Source organism: Streptomyces tauricus (genome assembly GCF_014650955.1).
In the GTDB taxonomy this organism is placed as follows: domain Bacteria; phylum Actinomycetota; class Actinomycetes; order Streptomycetales; family Streptomycetaceae; genus Streptomyces; species Streptomyces tauricus.
Genome location: NZ_BMVY01000001.1, coordinates 610338 through 626657, shown reverse-complemented (window position 1 = coordinate 626657; position 16320 = coordinate 610338). Strand labels below are relative to the sequence as shown.

Annotated in this window: 17 protein-coding genes; 11 read left to right on the top strand and 6 right to left on the bottom strand. The window is 70.9% G+C overall.

What is annotated here, in order from left to right:
• Positions 1-36: 36 nt before the first annotated feature.
• From IE278_RS02565 to IE278_RS02540, 6 genes are all read left to right on the top strand, one after another.
• On the top strand, positions 37-864 hold the full coding sequence (locus IE278_RS02565) for a helix-turn-helix transcriptional regulator (protein ID WP_189768229.1): 828 nt from the start codon (positions 37-39) through the stop codon (positions 862-864).
• Between the two features lie 117 nt (positions 865-981).
• Positions 982-1920 carry an NADP-dependent oxidoreductase gene (locus IE278_RS02560; protein WP_189768227.1) on the top strand — a complete coding sequence of 313 codons (939 nt, stop codon included), beginning with the start codon at positions 982-984 and terminating at the stop codon, positions 1918-1920.
• Between the two features lie 185 nt (positions 1921-2105).
• Positions 2106-2933, top strand: coding sequence for a helix-turn-helix transcriptional regulator (locus IE278_RS02555; RefSeq protein ID WP_189768225.1), 828 nt, complete (start codon positions 2106-2108; stop codon positions 2931-2933).
• A gap of 156 nt (positions 2934-3089) precedes the next feature.
• The gene (locus IE278_RS02550) at positions 3090-4040 is read left to right on the top strand and encodes an alpha/beta hydrolase (protein ID WP_189768223.1); all 951 of its coding nucleotides are present in this window, start codon (positions 3090-3092) and stop codon (positions 4038-4040) included.
• Positions 4041-4092: 52 nt separating this feature from the next.
• On the top strand, positions 4093-5160 hold the full coding sequence (locus tag IE278_RS02545) for an alkene reductase (RefSeq protein ID WP_189768221.1): 1068 nt from the start codon (positions 4093-4095) through the stop codon (positions 5158-5160).
• 3 nt (positions 5161-5163) lie between these two features.
• The gene (locus tag IE278_RS02540) at positions 5164-5712 is read left to right on the top strand and encodes an SRPBCC family protein (protein WP_189768219.1); all 549 of its coding nucleotides are present in this window, start codon (positions 5164-5166) and stop codon (positions 5710-5712) included.
• A 34-nt stretch (positions 5713-5746) separates the two neighbouring features.
• Here the strand turns inward: IE278_RS02540 and IE278_RS02535 are convergent, their stop codons facing one another.
• Entirely contained in the window at positions 5747-6448 is a 702-nt protein-coding gene (locus tag IE278_RS02535; RefSeq protein WP_189768217.1) for a response regulator, read from the bottom strand.
• On the bottom strand, positions 6445-7584 hold the full coding sequence (locus IE278_RS02530) for a sensor histidine kinase (RefSeq protein WP_189769043.1): 1140 nt from the start codon (positions 7582-7584) through the stop codon (positions 6445-6447). The genes IE278_RS02535 and IE278_RS02530 overlap by 4 nt, the downstream gene beginning before the upstream one ends.
• 240 nt (positions 7585-7824) lie before the next feature.
• Here IE278_RS02530 and IE278_RS02525 point away from each other — a divergent pair, with 240 nt between their 5' ends.
• Both IE278_RS02525 and IE278_RS02520 read left to right on the top strand, forming a co-directional pair.
• Positions 7825-9348, top strand: a complete 1524-nt coding sequence (locus IE278_RS02525) for an alpha/beta hydrolase (protein ID WP_189768215.1) — start codon at positions 7825-7827, stop codon at positions 9346-9348.
• Positions 9349-9438: 90 nt separating this feature from the next.
• The gene (locus tag IE278_RS02520) at positions 9439-10092 is read left to right on the top strand and encodes a hypothetical protein (protein ID WP_189769041.1); all 654 of its coding nucleotides are present in this window, start codon (positions 9439-9441) and stop codon (positions 10090-10092) included.
• Positions 10093-10114: 22 nt separating this feature from the next.
• On the opposite strand, the gene IE278_RS02515 is transcribed toward IE278_RS02520, so the two are convergent.
• Positions 10115-10525, bottom strand: coding sequence for a RidA family protein (locus IE278_RS02515; RefSeq protein ID WP_189768213.1), 411 nt, complete (start codon positions 10523-10525; stop codon positions 10115-10117).
• A gap of 76 nt (positions 10526-10601) precedes the next feature.
• Between IE278_RS02515 and IE278_RS02510 the strand changes: the two genes are divergently transcribed.
• Positions 10602-10973 carry a winged helix-turn-helix transcriptional regulator gene (locus IE278_RS02510; protein WP_189768210.1) on the top strand — a complete coding sequence of 124 codons (372 nt, stop codon included), beginning with the start codon at positions 10602-10604 and terminating at the stop codon, positions 10971-10973.
• Positions 10974-11009: 36 nt separating this feature from the next.
• On the opposite strand, the gene IE278_RS02505 is transcribed toward IE278_RS02510, so the two are convergent.
• Complete coding sequence (locus tag IE278_RS02505) at positions 11010-11519, bottom strand: hypothetical protein (RefSeq protein WP_189768208.1); 510 nt, start codon at positions 11517-11519, stop codon at positions 11010-11012.
• A gap of 109 nt (positions 11520-11628) precedes the next feature.
• Between IE278_RS02505 and IE278_RS02500 the strand changes: the two genes are divergently transcribed.
• Complete coding sequence (locus IE278_RS02500) at positions 11629-12819, top strand: serine hydrolase domain-containing protein (protein ID WP_246569765.1); 1191 nt, start codon at positions 11629-11631, stop codon at positions 12817-12819.
• A 30-nt stretch (positions 12820-12849) separates the two neighbouring features.
• On the opposite strand, the gene IE278_RS02495 is transcribed toward IE278_RS02500, so the two are convergent.
• On the bottom strand, positions 12850-13794 hold the full coding sequence (locus tag IE278_RS02495) for a LysR family transcriptional regulator (protein ID WP_213089698.1): 945 nt from the start codon (positions 13792-13794) through the stop codon (positions 12850-12852).
• Between the two features lie 91 nt (positions 13795-13885).
• Here IE278_RS02495 and IE278_RS02490 point away from each other — a divergent pair, with 91 nt between their 5' ends.
• Entirely contained in the window at positions 13886-15214 is a 1329-nt protein-coding gene (locus IE278_RS02490) for an aspartate aminotransferase family protein (protein ID WP_189768204.1), read from the top strand.
• 68 nt (positions 15215-15282) lie between these two features.
• Here the strand turns inward: IE278_RS02490 and IE278_RS02485 are convergent, their stop codons facing one another.
• Positions 15283-16278 carry an ornithine cyclodeaminase family protein gene (locus IE278_RS02485; protein ID WP_189768202.1) on the bottom strand — a complete coding sequence of 332 codons (996 nt, stop codon included), beginning with the start codon at positions 16276-16278 and terminating at the stop codon, positions 15283-15285.
• Positions 16279-16320: the final 42 nt, after the last annotated feature.

Below are 16320 nucleotides of genomic sequence, written 5' to 3'. Positions count from 1 at the left end.
GCCAGGATAGGCGTGTCGAACAGGGGAGGTCGGACGATGGACCGGGCGTTGCTGGCGGATTTCCTCCGTGCACGTCGTGAGGTGTTGCAGCCCGAGGATGTCGGACTTCCTCGCGGGCAGCGCCGCCGCACCGGAGGCTTGCGGCGCGAGGAAGTCGCGGCACTCGCCGGCATGTCGGCCGACTACTACAGCCGGATCGAACAGCAGCGTGGTCCAGCACCCTCGGAACGGATGCTCGTCTCGCTCGCCCGGGCGCTCCGGCTCAACCTGAGCGAGCGTGACCACCTCTTCGTCCTCGGCGGCATCGCAGCACCCCGGCGGATCGTACGCGACGACCATGTCGGTCCCACCATGATGCGAATCGTCACCAGCCTCTCGGACGTGCCCGCCATCGTGTTGTCACGGTTCGGCGAGGCGTTGCTGCAGACGCCTCCGGCGATCGCGCTCCTGGGCGACTTCACCCAGTACTCGGGACTGTCCCGGTACCTGGCCTACCGCTGGTTCACGGGTGAGGCGCAGGTCCGCAGCCTCTATCCCGCCGAGGACCATTCCCTGCGAGGCAGAGTGTTCGCGGCGGAGATCCGGGACGCGTACACCGCCGACCCCACAGGCAAGGCCGGTGAGATCGTCGCCGCGCTGCTCGACGCCAGTCCCGAGTTCAAGGAGGTCTGGCGGCTGCACGAGGTGGGGGTGACCCATCACCACGACCTCAAGCGCTACCTCCACCCCGAACTGGGCGAACTGGAGCTCTACTCCGAGATGCTGGTGGATCCCGAGCAGTGCCAGCAGTTGCTGGTCTTCACCGCCATACCCGGCTCCCCCAGCCATCAGAAGCTCCAACTCCTGTCCGCTGTCGGCGCTTAGCGGTTGTCGACTCTCCCGTAGTCCCGGCGGGGCGTCTCTTCGAAGTCGGAGCAGGCTCCGACCGAAAACTAGTCCAAATCTGAATTAGTTCCTGCGTCGTGAAAGTTGAGGTACGCCATGAAGGCAGTGCGTTTCCACGAGTACGGCTCTCCCGACGTCCTGCGCTACGAGGATGTGGAACAGCCGGTCCCCGGCGCCGGAGAGGTCCGCATCCGGGTGGCCGCGACCTCGTTCAACCCGGTCGACGGCAATATCCGCGCCGGCTTCATGCAAGGCCCCATCCCTGTGGCACTGCCGCACACCCCAGGGATCGACGTCTCCGGCACGGTCGACGCGTTGGGTGAGGGCGTGGACGGTATCGAGACGGGTGACCGGGTGGTCGGCTTCCTTCCGATGACCGGCGCCGGAGCCGCCGCGGAATACGTCCTCGCACCGGCGGGGATCCTGGCACCGGCGCCCGCGAGCATTCCGCTGGCCGACGCCGGCGGGCTGCCGCTGGTCGGCCTCACCGCCTGGCAGGCCCTCTTCGACCACGCGGGGCTGACCGCCGGCCAGCGCGTGCTGATCAACGGCGCGGGCGGCGCGGTCGGCGGCTACGCCGTGCAGCTCGCGAAGCGTGTCGGCGCCCATGTGATCGCCACGGCCGGCCCGCGCAGCAGCGAGCGCGTCAAAGCTGTCGGCGCCGATGAGGTTCTCGGCCACGGGCTTCCCGAACTGGCTGAGCCGGTCGACGTCGTCCTCAACCTCGCGCCGGTCGAACCGGCGCAGCTGGCCGCGCTGACCGGTGTGGTCCGCGACGGCGGTGTCGTGGTGAACACGACGGTGTGGATGCCCGCGCCTTCCGACGAGAAGCGCGGCGTCCGCGGCATCGACCTCTTCGTCGAGAGCGACGCCACCCAGCTGGCGCAGTTGGTGGCACTGGTCGACGCCGGTGAGTTGCGCGTGGACATCACCCGGCGGGTGCCTCTGGCCGACCTGCCGGCCCTGCACGCCGAAGCCGCCGCGGGCCCGGTCTCCGGAAAGGCCGTCATCCTTCCCCCCACCTCGCTCACCTAGAGGACGTGGAGGCGAGGGTCGACCGCGCGCGGCCGTCAGCCGACGACCACCCGGGCCGCCCCGGCCACCACACCCGCCCACCCCGGCCGGCCCGACCAGGGACAACTTGTCCCCGGATGAAGTAGGCCTTCATCCGCTCCGCCGCCCACGCCAGGATCGATGTGTCGAACAGGGGAGGTCGGACGATGGACCGGGCGTTGCTGGCGGATTTCCTCCGTGCACGTCGTGAGGTGTTGCAACCCGAGGATGTCGGACTTCCTCGCGGGCAGCGCCGCCGCACCGGAGGCTTGCGGCGCGAGGAAGTCGCGGCACTCGCCGGCATGTCGGCCGACTACTACAGCCGGATCGAACAACAACGTGGTCCGACACCCTCGGAGCGAATGCTCGTCGCACTGGCCCGGGCATTGCGCCTCAACCTCAGCGAGCGTGACCACCTGTTCGTCCTCGGCGGCATCGCAGCACCCCGGCGGATCGTACGCGACGACCATGTCGGTCCCACCATGATGCGAATCGTCACCAGCCTCTCGGACGTGCCCGCCATCGTGTTGTCACGGTTCGGCGAGGCGCTCTTGCAGACGCCTCCGGCGATCGCGCTCCTGGGCGACTTCACCCAGTACTCGGGACTGTCCCGGTACCTGGCCTACCGCTGGTTCACCCATGACCCGCGGCTACGCGGTCTGTACCCCATCGAGGACCATCCGCGACGGGGCCGGCTCTTCGCCGCGGAGATCCGGGACGCGTACACCGCGGACCCCACGGGCAGAGCCGGTGAGATCGTCGCCGCGCTACTCGACGCCAGTCCCGAGTTCAAGGAGATCTGGCGGCTGCACGAGGCGAGAGTGACCCACCACCACGACCTCAAGCGCTACCTCCACCCCGAACTGGGCGAACTGGAGCTCTACTCCGAGATGCTGGTGGATCCCGAACAGCGCCAGACGCTCGTGCTCTTCACGGCCGTACCCGGTTCCCCCAGCCAGGGCAAGTTGCAGCTGCTGTTCGCTGTAGGCCCCTGAGGCCCCTGAGGCCCCTACGGGCAGTTGCCACCCGCCCACCCTGCGGTGCCCCTTCGAAACCGGAGCACGCCCAGGCCTCACAACACTTCAAATTTGAAGCATGTTGTGTGCGCGGCCTTGCCCATTACCCAACTCACCCAAGAAGGCAGGACAGTCATGTCACTGAGTCTCGACCCCGAGTTCGCCCAGGTGTTCGCCTCCATGGCCGAAGCCATGGCGGGCACCACCCCTCCGCCGGTCGGCGACGTCGCCGCGCGCCGCGCCCTGTGGGAGCCGATCATCGGCGCCGCCTCGGCGGCCCAGCCGGTCCCGGCCGACGTCACGACCACCGAGTACCACGCGATCGCCGATGACGGCACGAAGATCACGATGCGCTGGTACGCCAAGACGGACACCCCTGCCGGTCCGGCCGCGCTGTTCTTCCATGGCGGCGGCTACATCTTCGGCCACATCGACCTGTTCGACGGTCCCGTGGCCCGCTATGTCTCCGCCAGCGGGGTGCCGATGCTGTCGGTCGAGTACCGCCGAGCCCCCGAACACCCCTTCCCCACCCCGGCCGAGGACGCGTACACCGCCCTGCGCTGGCTGCACGAGCATGCCGGCGAACTGGGCGTCGACCCGAGCCGGATCGGGGTGATGGGCGACAGCGCCGGCGGCGGACTGGCCGCGGCGCTGACGATTCTCGCCCGGGAGCGCGGCGGCCCGTCCATCGCCCGGCAGATCCTGCTCATGCCGATGCTCGACGACCGCACCGCCGCGCCCGACCCGCACATCGAGCCCTATCTGCTGTGGTCCTACGACGACAGCCGCACCGCGTGGCCCGCCCTGCTCGGCGACGCCGCGGGCGGGCCCGACGTACCCGCCACCGCCGCCCCGGCCCGTTTGGAGGACGCGACCGGTCTGCCTCCCGCCTACATCGAGGTCGGCCAGCTCGACGTCTTCCGCGACGAGGACCTCTCCTACGCCCTCAAGCTCAGCCGGGCCGGTGTGCCGGTGGAGTTCCATCTCCACCCCGGTGTCCCGCACGAGTTCGACTCCATCGCCCTCACCTCCGACGTGGCCCGCCGAGCCGTCGCCGACCGCGTACGCGCCCTCGCCTCCCTCTAGCACCCCACGCCTTCCAGCTCTCAACTCCCCTCAAAAGAAAGAGCGTTCACCCATGAATGTCTGGACCCCCGTGGTCGTCGGCGCCCTGCAACTGCCGCACCGGCTCGCCATGGCGCCCATGACCCGCGACCGCTCCCTGGCGGACGGCCTCCCCAGTGAACTCAACGTCGAGTACTACCGGCAGCGGGCCTCGATGGCTCTCATCATCACCGAGGGCACCCAGCCCTCCGAGGACGGTCAGGGTTACCTGCTGACGCCGGGCCTCCACACCGACGCGCACATCGCCGGCTGGCGCGAGGTCACCGACGCCGTCCACGCCGAGGGCGGCCGCATCGTGGTCCAGCTGATGCACACCGGCCGTATCTCCCACCCGGACAACACCCCTCACCACCGCACGCCCGTCGCCCCCTCGGCCGTACAGCCCAAGGGCGTCATGTTCACCGCGACCGGCCCCCAGGAGATGCCTGTCCCCCGGGCCCTGACGGCCGACGAAGTCACCGGTGTGGTCGGCGAGTTCCGCCGCGCTGCGGCAGCCGCCGTCACCGCAGGGTTCGACGGCGTCGAGATCCACGGCGCCAACGGCTACCTCGTCCACCAGTTCCTGTCCGCCAACGCCAACGAGCGCACCGACCGGTACGGCGGCTCCGTCGCGAACCGCATCCGCTTCGCCACCGAGGTGACGTCCGCGGTGGCCGCCGAGATCGGCGCCGACCGCACGGGCCTGCGCGTCTCCCCCGGCAACCCCTACAACGACATCACCGAGCCCGACACCCACGAGGTCTACCCGGCGCTGCTCGACGCCATCGACCCGCTCGGCCTCGCCTACCTGCACATCATCCAGGGCCCCGACGAGGAACTCCTGCGGCGCATACGTCGGCAGTGGTCCACGGCGCTCATCGTCAACCGCGGCGGCACCCCGCTCGCCACCCGTTTCGCCGACCTCGACTCCGGCCTGGCCGATGTCGTCTCCGTCGGCGCCGCGGCACTGGCCAATCCCGACCTGCCCCACCGCGTCCGCACGGGCGCGCCGCTCAACGAGCCCGACCCGGCCACCTTCTACGGCGGCGACCACCGCGGCTACACCGACTACCCCACCCTCCTCACCACCTCGGAGCACTGAACCATGACCACTCTCCTCATCGGCCCGGCCGACCGGACCGTCGCCATCACCGTCCAGCAGCGGACCCGTACAGCGCCGCAGGACGCCTTCCGTGTCCTGGCGCCCATCGATCTGCCCACCGTCTTCCGCCCGGTGGCCCCGTTCCCAGGGGTCAGCAGCGTGCAGAACCAGACCGAGGCCTGGGATCACGCGGGACCGCGGAGAAACCCGCAGTTCGACGACGGCTCCCAGGTCGACGAAGAACTCACCGAGTACGTACCGGACTCCAGCTTCGCCTACCAGCTCACCAACTTCACCAACGTGCTGTCCCGCCTCGCGGCCGGCGTCCGGGGCGAGTTCAACGTCAACCCCGACGGTGACGGCACGCTCATCCGCTGGACCTACGAGTTCAAGCCGCTGCCCGGCCGCCGCTGGATCCTCGCCGGACCCTTCGCCCCGCTCTGGCGCCGCTACATGACTGCCGCCCTCGCCCGGTGCGTCCACGTCATCGAAACGCACGACAACCACGACAACAGTGACATCAGCGAGCAGGGGCGGCTCCGGGCCGGGTGACAGCAGGCCCCCGCGGACAGGGGAACTCCCCCGCTCAGTCCTCCGCGTCGCGGATCAGGAGCGCGATCTGTACCCGGTTCTCGACCACCAGCTTGGTGAACAGGCTGCCGGTGTGGGCCTTGACCGTCGCGACGGTGATGCGCAGCCGTTCGGCGATCTGCGCGTTGCCCAGTCCGTCCGCGATGGCCCGGGCGGTCTCCCGTTCCCGTTCGGTCAGCGTCGACAGCCGTTCGCGGGCGGCGGCGCGGTGGTGGTCGCGGGTGTGCGCGGAGTCCGGGCCGGTGACCGCGGCGATCACCCGTGCGGTGGCCGCGGGGGACAGTACCGGGTTGCCGTCCGCGACGGTGCGCACCGCGTCGAGGATGCGGGCGGGCGGGGTGTCCTTGAGGACGAAGCCGAGCGCTCCGGCGCGCAGCGCCCCGAGCACCAGGTCGTCGGAGTCGAAGGTGGTCAGCATCAGCACCCGGGGCGGTGCCGGCCGGGTGAGCAGTTCCCGGGTGGTGTCCAGACCGTCCCGGCCCGGCATCCGTACGTCCATCAGCACGACGTCGGGCCGCTGCTCGTCCACCACGGCGAGCGCGGTGTTCCCGTCGGCCGCCTCCGCCACGACGGTCAGGTCCGGTTCGCCGTCGATGACGAGCCGCAGGGCCATGCGCACCAGTTCCTCGTCATCGACGACGACGATCCGTACGGGATCGTGCCGGCCTTCCGTCGACGTGCTCTCGTCGTGGCTCATGCGCTCTTCTCGTGGCTGTGGGCGGGGCCGTCCGGCCAGGGCAGTCGTGCGGTGAGAACGTACCCGCCCTCGGGCGTGGAACCGTGCTGGAGTTCACCGCCGGCCAGGGTGATCCGTTCGCCGAGGCCCAGCAGGCCGAAACCGGAAACGGGTGGCCGCGTGGTGCGCAGGGGGGCCGGACCGTTACGGACGCCGATGTCGAGGGTGCCGCCCGCGGTGCCGTCGAGGGTGACCTGTACGACCGCGCCGGGAGCGTGCTTGGCGGCGTTGGTCAGCGCTTCCTGGACGATCCGGTAGCAGGTCCGCCCGACCGCGCCGGGCGGGGTCGCGGTCACGGTGTCCGTCAGCCGGACGTCGAGTCCCGAGGCGCGGGCATCGGCCACCAGGTCGGGGATCCGGTCGAGGGACGGCTGCGGCGGTTCCGGACGGCCGGGGTCGGCGCGGAGGACACCGAGAACCTCCCGCAGCTCTTCGAGTGCCTGGTGGGAGCCCTCGGCGATACCACGGACCAGGACCCGGTTCTCGTCGGCCGACAGGTCACGGCGGTGGTCGAGCACCCCGGCCTGCATGGCGACCAGGGAGATGCGGTGCGCGAGGACGTCGTGCATCTCGCGGGCGATCCGGTTGCGCTCAAGGGCCCGCGCCTGCGCCGCCCGCGCGCTCTGCTCCCGTTCCGCGCTCTCCGCCCGCTCCCGCAGGGACCGCACCTCGACCCGCCGCGCCCCGACGGCCATGCCCGCGGCCACCGCGATCCCCGCGGTCAGCGCCGGCACCACGACCTGGACCCACCACTGCACATCGGCCGAGCCCTCCACCGGGAACATCCCGACGGCGAGCTGCGACGCGATCACGTACGCCAGGACGACGGCCCCGATCTCCACCGGACGGCGGCGGGTGGCGACCGAGCACAGCGCCAGCAGGGCCGCGCCGGTGGCGAGCGCCGACGTGGTCGAGGCGACCGTGACCGCCAGGGCAACCGTGAGGGGCCATCGCCGCCGCCACAGAAGTACTGTCAGGCAGCCCAGCGCGACCAGTGGATCACCGACGAGGATCCAGGTGTCCGGGCCGCCGGACTGCTTACGCATCAGGGCGAGGGTCGTCAGCCAGATCGGCAGGCTCACGGCCGCGGCCACCATCAGCCGCCAGGCCTGCTGCCACACCCCGAGCCGCGGCACAACGTCCGTGTTCACCAGGCCATTGTCGCCACATCGGGCGATCGGTGGATCACACCCAGGGCGGATACGCCTTCGACCCAGGTCTAACCAGCCCCTCTCCCCCGGTCGGGGCCGGGTCGGTCCGCCGGGCCGATGTGCCGGCCGTTCCCGATCAACAGACTCGTTCGCGTGCCGGTAAAGCCCCCCACAGGAGGACACCTCATGCGTAGAAGTCTGTCTCTCGCCTTCACCGCCGCGGCGTTGACGGTGACCGTGCTTCCGGCGTCGGCCTCCACCGCGACACCGTCGTTGCCGGCGTCCGCCACGACGGGAGCCACGACGACACCGGCGCCCGGCACCCTGCGGTGGGGTCCTTGCCCGCAGGGCGCCGCCGCGCCCCGCCTGCAGTGCTCGACGCTCGAAGTCCCGCTGGACTACCGCCATCCGGACGGCAGGAAGATCGAGGTCGCCGTCTCCCGGCTGGCGAGCGAGAAGCCGTCGCGGCGGCGCGGCGTCCTGCTGACCAACCCGGGCGGCCCGGGCGGTTCCGGCCTGATCTACCCGGCCGTCCTGGCCGCGTCGGGGCTGCCGCGGGACGTGCTCGACTCCTACGACATCATCGGCCTCGACCCGCGTGGTGTGGGCCGCAGCACCCCGGTGACCTGCGACCTGACGAAGGAGCAGCAGTGGCGCGGCAACTTCCCGCCGTACGCGCACACCGCGGCCGACGTGGCGCGGGAGGCGGGGTACGCGCGGAAGATCGCCGGGCAGTGCGAGAGTTCACGGACGGCGTGGATGCTGCCGCATATCACCACCGCCAACACCGCGCGCGACATGGACCGCCTGCGGACAGCGCTGGGCGAGCCGAGACTGTCGTACCTCGGCGCCTCCTACGGCAGTTACCTCGGCGCGGTCTACACGACGATGTTCCCGCGGCGCGGCGACCGGATCGTGCTCGACAGCAATCTGGGTCCCGGCGGCTACGACGTCACGGCCATGCGGTTGTTCGCCCGGGGGCTGGAGGACCGCTTCCCCGACTTCGCCGCGTTCGCCGCCGGGCACCCCGAGTACGGTCTGGGCTCCACGCCGAGGCAGGTCACCGCCAAGTTCTACGAACTCGCGGCCCGGCTGGACGCGAAGCCGGTCCAGGACGTCAACGGGACCGCCTTCCGCGCGTTCACCTTCGAGCAGCTGTACGCCGACAGTTCCATGCCCCAACTCGCGAAATTCTGGCAGGCGGTGGACACCGGCGGGGAGCTGCCGCTGCCGGAGCCGCCCGCGGACCTGGAGAACCTGATGGCCTCACGTTTCGCCGTGGTCTGCGGTGACTCGCGCTGGCCGGGAACGGTCCGGGAGTACCAGCGCAATGTCTTCATCGACCGGCTCAGGTACCCGATGCTGGGCGGCTCCACGGCAAGCATCAACCCTTGCGCGTACTGGCCGCGGGAGCGGACCGAACCGCCGGTGCGCATCAACGGCAAGGGCCCCTCGAACGTGCTGATGGTGCAGAACGAGCGTGACCCGGGCACGCCGCTGGCCGGCGCGCGGGAGTTGCGGCGGGCCTTCGGCGGGCGCGCCACGATGGTGACGGTCGACCAGGGCGGCCACGGTGTCTACCCGTACGGCGGCAACACGTGCGCCAACGACGCCGCCACCGCGTTCCTGACCACCGGGGAACGCCCCGCACGGGACCTCGCCTGCGCGGCGAAACCGAGCAACCACGCCAGCAAGCAACCGAACAGCTGAGCAGCCGAGGCTGGGCAGCTGAGCGAGGAAGCCAAGAGGCATGGAGGCGAGTGGCACAGTGACGGAGGCACAGTGACGGAGGCGCGGGACATGTTCGAGGCGATGCGGAGCCGCCGGGCCGCCCGGCGGATCACTCCCGGGGACGGACGGCCGCTCAAGCGGTTCCGCTGGTGGCAGCTGCCCTACCGTTCCCTGTTCTACCTGCAGCTGCCCGACGGTGACGGCGGGAAGGCGGTCTACGCAGTGGACGTCGGACGCGGTCAGGACCAGACCTCCGCGAAGGCGAAGGCCGACCTGTACCTCGACGGCAGGCACCACGCCCGGTCGAGGCTGCCCGCCGCCTTCCCGGTCCCCGGCGGCACCGTCGAAGTGCGGCTGAGCAACTTCGGGCTGCGGCGCTGCCACTACGTCACGGCCGAGGGCACCCAGCAGCTGCTCGTCCCGGACCGCGACTCCGCCGAGGGACGCCGCGCCCACCTCGACCGCGCGCATCCGGTACTCAGCCGCTGGATCGGCGCCCTGTCCCTGACCTTCCTCGTCGTCGCCCTGGTCGTGCTGGTCACGCAGCTCGCCGAGCAGGTCACCGAGGTGCCCGCGGTTGCCGAGCGCATCGGAGTCTTCACCACGCCGGTCCATCCACCGGCCTGGTGCAATGTCCTCCTGACCCTGGTCACCCTGGCGGCCAGTACCGAGCGGGCCCTGCGGCTGCGGTACAGCCGGCTGCTCGACGGCGCGGCTGGCTGACACTCCGGGGTGGCCCAGAGGTTCACGCAAGGATCGCGGTTGCCTCGACCTCTACGAGTACATCCGGCTCGAAGAGGTAGTCGACGCCGATGAGGGAGGCCGGCGGTATGGGAAGCCGGAGCCCGATCTCGTCGGCGACGGCCTCCACACCGGCCATGAAGTCACCGATCCGGTCCGGGCTCCAGTGGGTCACGTAGAACGTCAGGCGTAGCACGTCCGTGAACGACGCGCCCGCGCCGGCCAGTCCGACGGAGGTGTTGCGCAGTGCCTGGGCGACCTGCCCGGCCAGATCGCCGGGTGCGACCGGAGTCCCGTCGGCCTGGCGTGCGATCTGCCCGCTCACGTGGACATGCCTCGTCCCGGTGCCCACGGCGACGTGGTGGTACGGGGCCGGCCGCAGCATGCCTTCGGGGGTGAAGTACTGGACAGTCATGGTCTTCTCTCCTCCAAGTAAGTATCTGTAAGCTACCTAGTGGAAGAAGGACACTTCAACGAGACCAGGTTTCGCCATGGATACCGACGACGAACTCCGGATCGAGGCCCCGCACCGTGAACTGCTCGATCAGATTCTCGACAAGTGGTCGCTGAGCGTCCTCAACGAACTCTGCGAACGCCCCTGCCGCTTCAACGAACTGCGCCGGGCCATCCCCCAGGTCACGCAGAAATCGCTGACCGCGACGCTCCGGCGGCTGGAACGCAACGGTGTGATCGAGCGCGAGGTCGTCTCCACCCGCCCGGTGGCGGTCATGTACCGGATCACGCCTCTCGGCAAGACCCTCCGGAACCCCGTCGACGTGTTGCTGGCATGGGCCGCACAGCACATGCCCACCATCGAACGCGCACGCGGAGACTTCGACAGGCAGGAGGAAGCCGGCTTCTGAGCCGTACTCGCTCTCCTCCGGTTCGCCCGTGACGCCTCAGAGCCGGGCCGATGTCGGTGTCTCCCGCACCACTTCTTCGTCGTCGGTGAGGACGCCGGCCGCCGTCGTCCCGCCGAGGAGCGCGGTGACGAGCGCCGCCACGCCGACGAGCGTCCACCGCAGCCGCCGGGGCCTGGTGCGCGCCGGTACGACCACCGCGGGTGCGATGTCCGTGGGCGTGGTGCCCGTGTGCGTGTTGTCTGCGGATGCGGGCGCGGGCGCGGATGCGGGACCGCACGCGATGTCGGTGCGGGCGTCGAGCCATGCCTCCGCCTCGTCGCCCCGGATTCCGCAGGCCGCCACGAACGCCGCGACCAGTTCCTCGCGGGGAAGCCGTTCCCTGCCGAGCATGGTCGCCGCCGTGGAGTACGGCAGACAGTGGCCCGCGTCGGCCGCCTCGCGTTCCAGGCGTCGGTAGCTCAGACCCGACCAGGCTTTGAGCCGCCGCAGCGCCGCCACGAAGGCGGCCGCGTCACTGTCCGGCGGTGTGGGCGGTGCGGTGGTCATGACGGTGGCCCCCCTGATGAGCTGGACGTACACGGGCTCGCACAAGCTCGAACACCCTGACAGCTTGAAGAACGGTGGAAGCCACCGTCAACCTCGGTGCCAATTCCCGATGTTGGAGGTCATAGGTCATATGGGTCTGCCCCGCTGCCGTCGCACCCGCGCCGCCGTCACCGCTCTGGCGGCCCTGCTGATGCTGGGCTCGTGCGCCGAGGACGGTGATGCCCGGCGGCCGGACACCGCGTCGGCCCCGGGCGCCCCGAAGGCGCGCGGCACGGAGTCGGTCGCCGACTACCTCCACCATGTCCTCCCCACCGGGGTGAGCGGCACCGTGATCGCCGCACGCGGCGACGAACTCGCGTACTGCGGAGGCTTCGGGGCAGCGGACCGCGCCTCCGGCACTCCCGCGAGCTGCGGCACCGTGTACGACATCATGTCGATCACGAAGCAGTTCACCGCCGCCGCCATCCTGAAGCTGGAGGTGATGGGACGGCTGCGGGTGAGCGACAGGATCAGCCGGTTCCTGGGGCCGGTGCCCGAGGGCAAGCGCGACATCACGATCGAGCAGCTGCTCACGCACACCTCGGGTCTCGTGGAGGCGCTCGGCGACGACTATCAGCCCGTCTCGCGCGACGAACTGGTGCGCCGGGCGATGGCGTCGAAACCACGGTCGGCCCCGGGTGCGGAGTTCCACTACTCGAACACCGGATACAGCCTGCTCGCCGTGATCGTCGAGAAGGCGTCCGGGGAGGGGTACGAGCCGTTCCTGGCCCGGCACCTGTTCGCTCCGGCCGGCATGGAACGTACCGGATACGTCCTGCCCCGCTGGCCGCGGAACCTGATCGCGGTGGAGTACGACAGCGAGGGGCGCAGCCAGGGCAGGCCCGTCGACCACCCCTGGGCGGCCGACGGGCCGTACTGGAACCTGCGCGGCAACGGCGGCATGCTCTCCACCGCCCAGGACATGTTCCGCTGGCACCGCGCTCTGTCGGGCGACGAGGTGCTGCCGGAGGAGGCCAGGCGGAAGCTGTTCGCGCCACGCGTCGAGGTACCCGGCCTGGACGGCTCGTACGGATACGGCTGGGCCGTCCGCGAGACCCCCGCCGGACGGACCGTCTGGCACAACGGCGGCAACGACTGGTCGCTGGCATACCTTTCGAGGTCGCTGCGCGACGGCGTCCTGGTCCACTGGGTCAGCAACCACGCCTACAGGGACGGCAAGTGGAACCTGGAGGACCAGGCGGAGGAGCTGACCCAGGGCATCGCCGACCGCGTGCGCGCCGCACATCGTGGTCCGTCGTGAGGCGGCGGACCGGTGGCCGCTGGACGGTCCTCAGGGCGTGCGGCCGGGTGGCGCCGCGACGCCCCGCCCGGTGGGCGGGGTGAGGGGCGACGGCGTCGGATCGTGGCGCAGGGCGTCGAGGACGACGCGGACGGCGGCGCGGGTGGGGGTGCCGCGACGGACGGCGGCGGTGATGGTGCGGGTGACCGGGGTGGCGAGTTCGCGCGTGGTCACGTCGTAGCGGCTGTGGGCGACGGCGAGGGCCGGGAGAAGGGTGACCGACAGTCCGGCCTCGACGTGTTGCAGCGCCATCATGTAGTTGCTGAAACGGCACACGACCCGCGGTTCGAAACGGGCCTGGCGGCACAGCCGCCGGGCGAGGTTGGCCATGTAGGAGCGGGGCATGTCGAAGGCCCAGGCCTCGTGCGCGAAGGCGGCCAGGTCCACGGGGCCGCGTCCGGCGGGGTGGTCGGCAGGCAGGACAAGGAGCACAGGGTCCTCGGCCAGCGGCACCAGGTCGACGTCCGGGCCCAGCGGGAGTTCGTCGAGGTCGGTCGTGGTGATGATGATGTCCGCGTCCGCCATGCGCAGGGCGGGCATGCTCGCGTGCGGTTCCAGTTCGAGGATCTCGACGTCCAGGTGGGGATGGGCGGCCGCGAGCCGGGTCACCGCAGGGACGGCCAGCGTGTGGATGGCGCTCTGGAACACGCCCAGCCGGACCAGCCCCGACGGCTCCTCGCCGAAGCCGCGCAGTTCGCTCTCGACGCCGTCCATGTGGTCGAGGATCGCGCGGGCCCGCTGGGCGAGGATCAGCCCGGCCGACGTCAGCCGTACCCGCCGCCCCGTGCGCTCCAGCAGCGCGATGCCGGTCTCCGTCTCCAGGACGGCGAGTTGCTGGGACACGCTCGACGGGCTGAGATGGGCGGCCTGCGCCACCGCGCGGACCGTGCCGAGCGTGTCCAGCTGGCTGAGCAGCCTCAGCCTCCACGGGTTCATCACCCCGGCGATTCTTGTACGGTTTTCCCGCACAGCAAAGCCGACATCGTGTGATGGACGCGCACCCCGCCCCGTCCCTACCGTCGACGTCATGGCAGACGACACGACCGGCACGGACCGCGACGCACAGTTCTGGCACGACGCACGGCGCCATCTGCTGCGCTACGGCGTCGCCTTCACTCCCGAGATCATCGAGCACGCGAGCGGCAGCTTCGTCCACACCGCGGACGGCCGCCGTATCCTCGACTTCACCTCCGGTCAGATGAGCGCGATCCTGGGGCACAGCCATCCACGCATCGTGGAGTGCGTCCAGCGGCAGATCGCCGGCCTCGACCACCTCTACAGCGGCATGCTCAGCCGCCCCGTCGTCGACCTCGCACGGCGACTGGCCGGCACCCTGCCCGACCCGCTCGACAAGGTACTGTTGCTCACCACCGGCGCGGAGTCGAACGAGGCCGCGCTGCGGATGGCGAAACTCGTCACCGGCCGCCACGAGATCGTGTCGTTCGCCCGGTCCTGGCACGGCATGACCCAGGCCGCGGCGTCGGCGACGTACAGCGCGGGACGCAAGGGCTACGGTCCTGGCGCGCCGGGCAACTTCGCCATCCCCGTGCCCCACTCCCACCGTCCCGGCATCACGCACGCCGACGGGACCCTCGACTGGCAGCGCCAGCTGGACCTCGCCTTCGACCTCATCGACGCCCAGTCCAGCGGCAGCCTGGCCGCGTGCCTGGTCGAGCCGATCCTCAGCTCCGGCGGGGTGATCGAGCCGCCCGTCGGCTACTTCGCCGCCCTGCGCCGCAAGTGCCGCGAGCGCGGGATGCTCCTGATCCTCGATGAGGCGCAGACCGGCCTGTGCCGCACGGGCACCTGGTACGCCTTCGAACGCGACGGGGTCGTCCCCGACATCCTCACCCTGTCGAAGACACTCGGTGCGGGGCTCCCGCTCGCCGCGGTGATCACCAGCGCGGAGATCGAGGAGCGGGCCCATGAACGCGGCTTCCTCTTCTTCACCACCCATGTCTCCGACCCGCTCGTGGCGGCGGTCGGCAACACGGTCCTCGACGTCCTCGAAACCGAGCGGCTCGACGAACAGGCCCGTGCGCGCGGGGAGTTCCTGCGCAAAGGGCTCGACGAACTCGCCGCCCGCCACCCGAGCATCGGCGACGTACGCGGCAGGGGCCTGCTCCTCGGCGTCGAGTTCGCCACGGACGACGGCGACACATCGGCGAGGGACGCCCTGGGCGCCCGCGTCACCGGCCGCTGCCTCGAACTGGGCCTGCACATGAACATCGTGCAACTGCCCGGCATGGGCGGCACCCTGCGCATAGCCCCGCCCCTGACCGCCACAGAGGAGGAACTGACTCTCGGCCTGGAGATCCTGGACCGAACCCTCACGGAGGTGACCGCCACGGCATGAGCCCCACACACCGGCTCCCGCCGCCGGCGTTCGGGCGTCCTGCCGGCATCGTGGTGGGCGGGGCGTGTTCACTCGGTCAGGTCGATCCGGGTGCCCGTTCCGGACGCGGTGGCGAGGTCGATGAGCAGGCGGGTCACCGCCAGGTCCTGTACTCCCACGCCCACCGAGTCGAAGAGGGTGATCTCATCGTCCGCCGTACGACCGGGGGCCAGTCCTTCCAGGACATGCCCGAGCTCCAGCTCGAAGTCGCCCTCCACGAGGGCGCCCTCGGCCAGCGGGATCAGTACCTCCCCCGACTTGCGGCGCGCGGTGGCGAAGGAGTCGACGACGATGCGCGAGCGTACGACGCCTGCCGTGTCGACCTCCCGGTGGTCGGGCCGGGGCGGCGCCCCCACCGCGTTGACATGTTGCCCCGGCCGCAACCAGGCTCCCTCGACGACGGGTTCGCGGGAAGGGGTGAGGGTGCACAGGACGTCCGCCGCCTCCGTCACCGCACGCGGATCGGCCAACTGCTCGGCACGCAGGCCCAGTTCGCCCGTGATGCGGTCGACGAGGGCGGCTCCGTGTTCCGCGGTTCGGCCCCACACCACCACCGACTTCCAGTCCCTGACGGTCAGCAGGGCCCGCACATGGGCCAGGGCCAGCGGGCCCGTTCCGATCACCCCGAGCACGCGGGCGTCCTGCCGGGCGAGCGCCCGGGTGGCGACCGCCGTCGCGGCGGCCGTACGGAAGCGGGTGACCAGCGCCCCGTCCAGTACGGCCGCGACCTCGCCGGTGCCCGCGTCCAGGGCCAGCACCGCCGAGCGCTGTGCGGGCAGTCCCAGATCCCGGTTCCCGGGCAGGTCGGCGAGGAGTTTCACCGTCGCCAGACCGGCCGGGGCGGACAGGGCCGCCATCGGCAGGAACACGCCGTCCGAGCCGGCGAGGCTCAGAGCCGGTGGCGCCGGGAGCGCGGCACGTCCTCGGGCGACGTCACGGTGTGCCTGCTCCACCGCCGCCTCCACCTCCGCGGTGGCGTGTTCGAGGAGGCGGCTGATCTCGGAGCGGGTCAGGATCAGGGTCATCGTCGGCGTTCTCCGGTAGGTCGGCTGGCGCGGGCTGAGGGA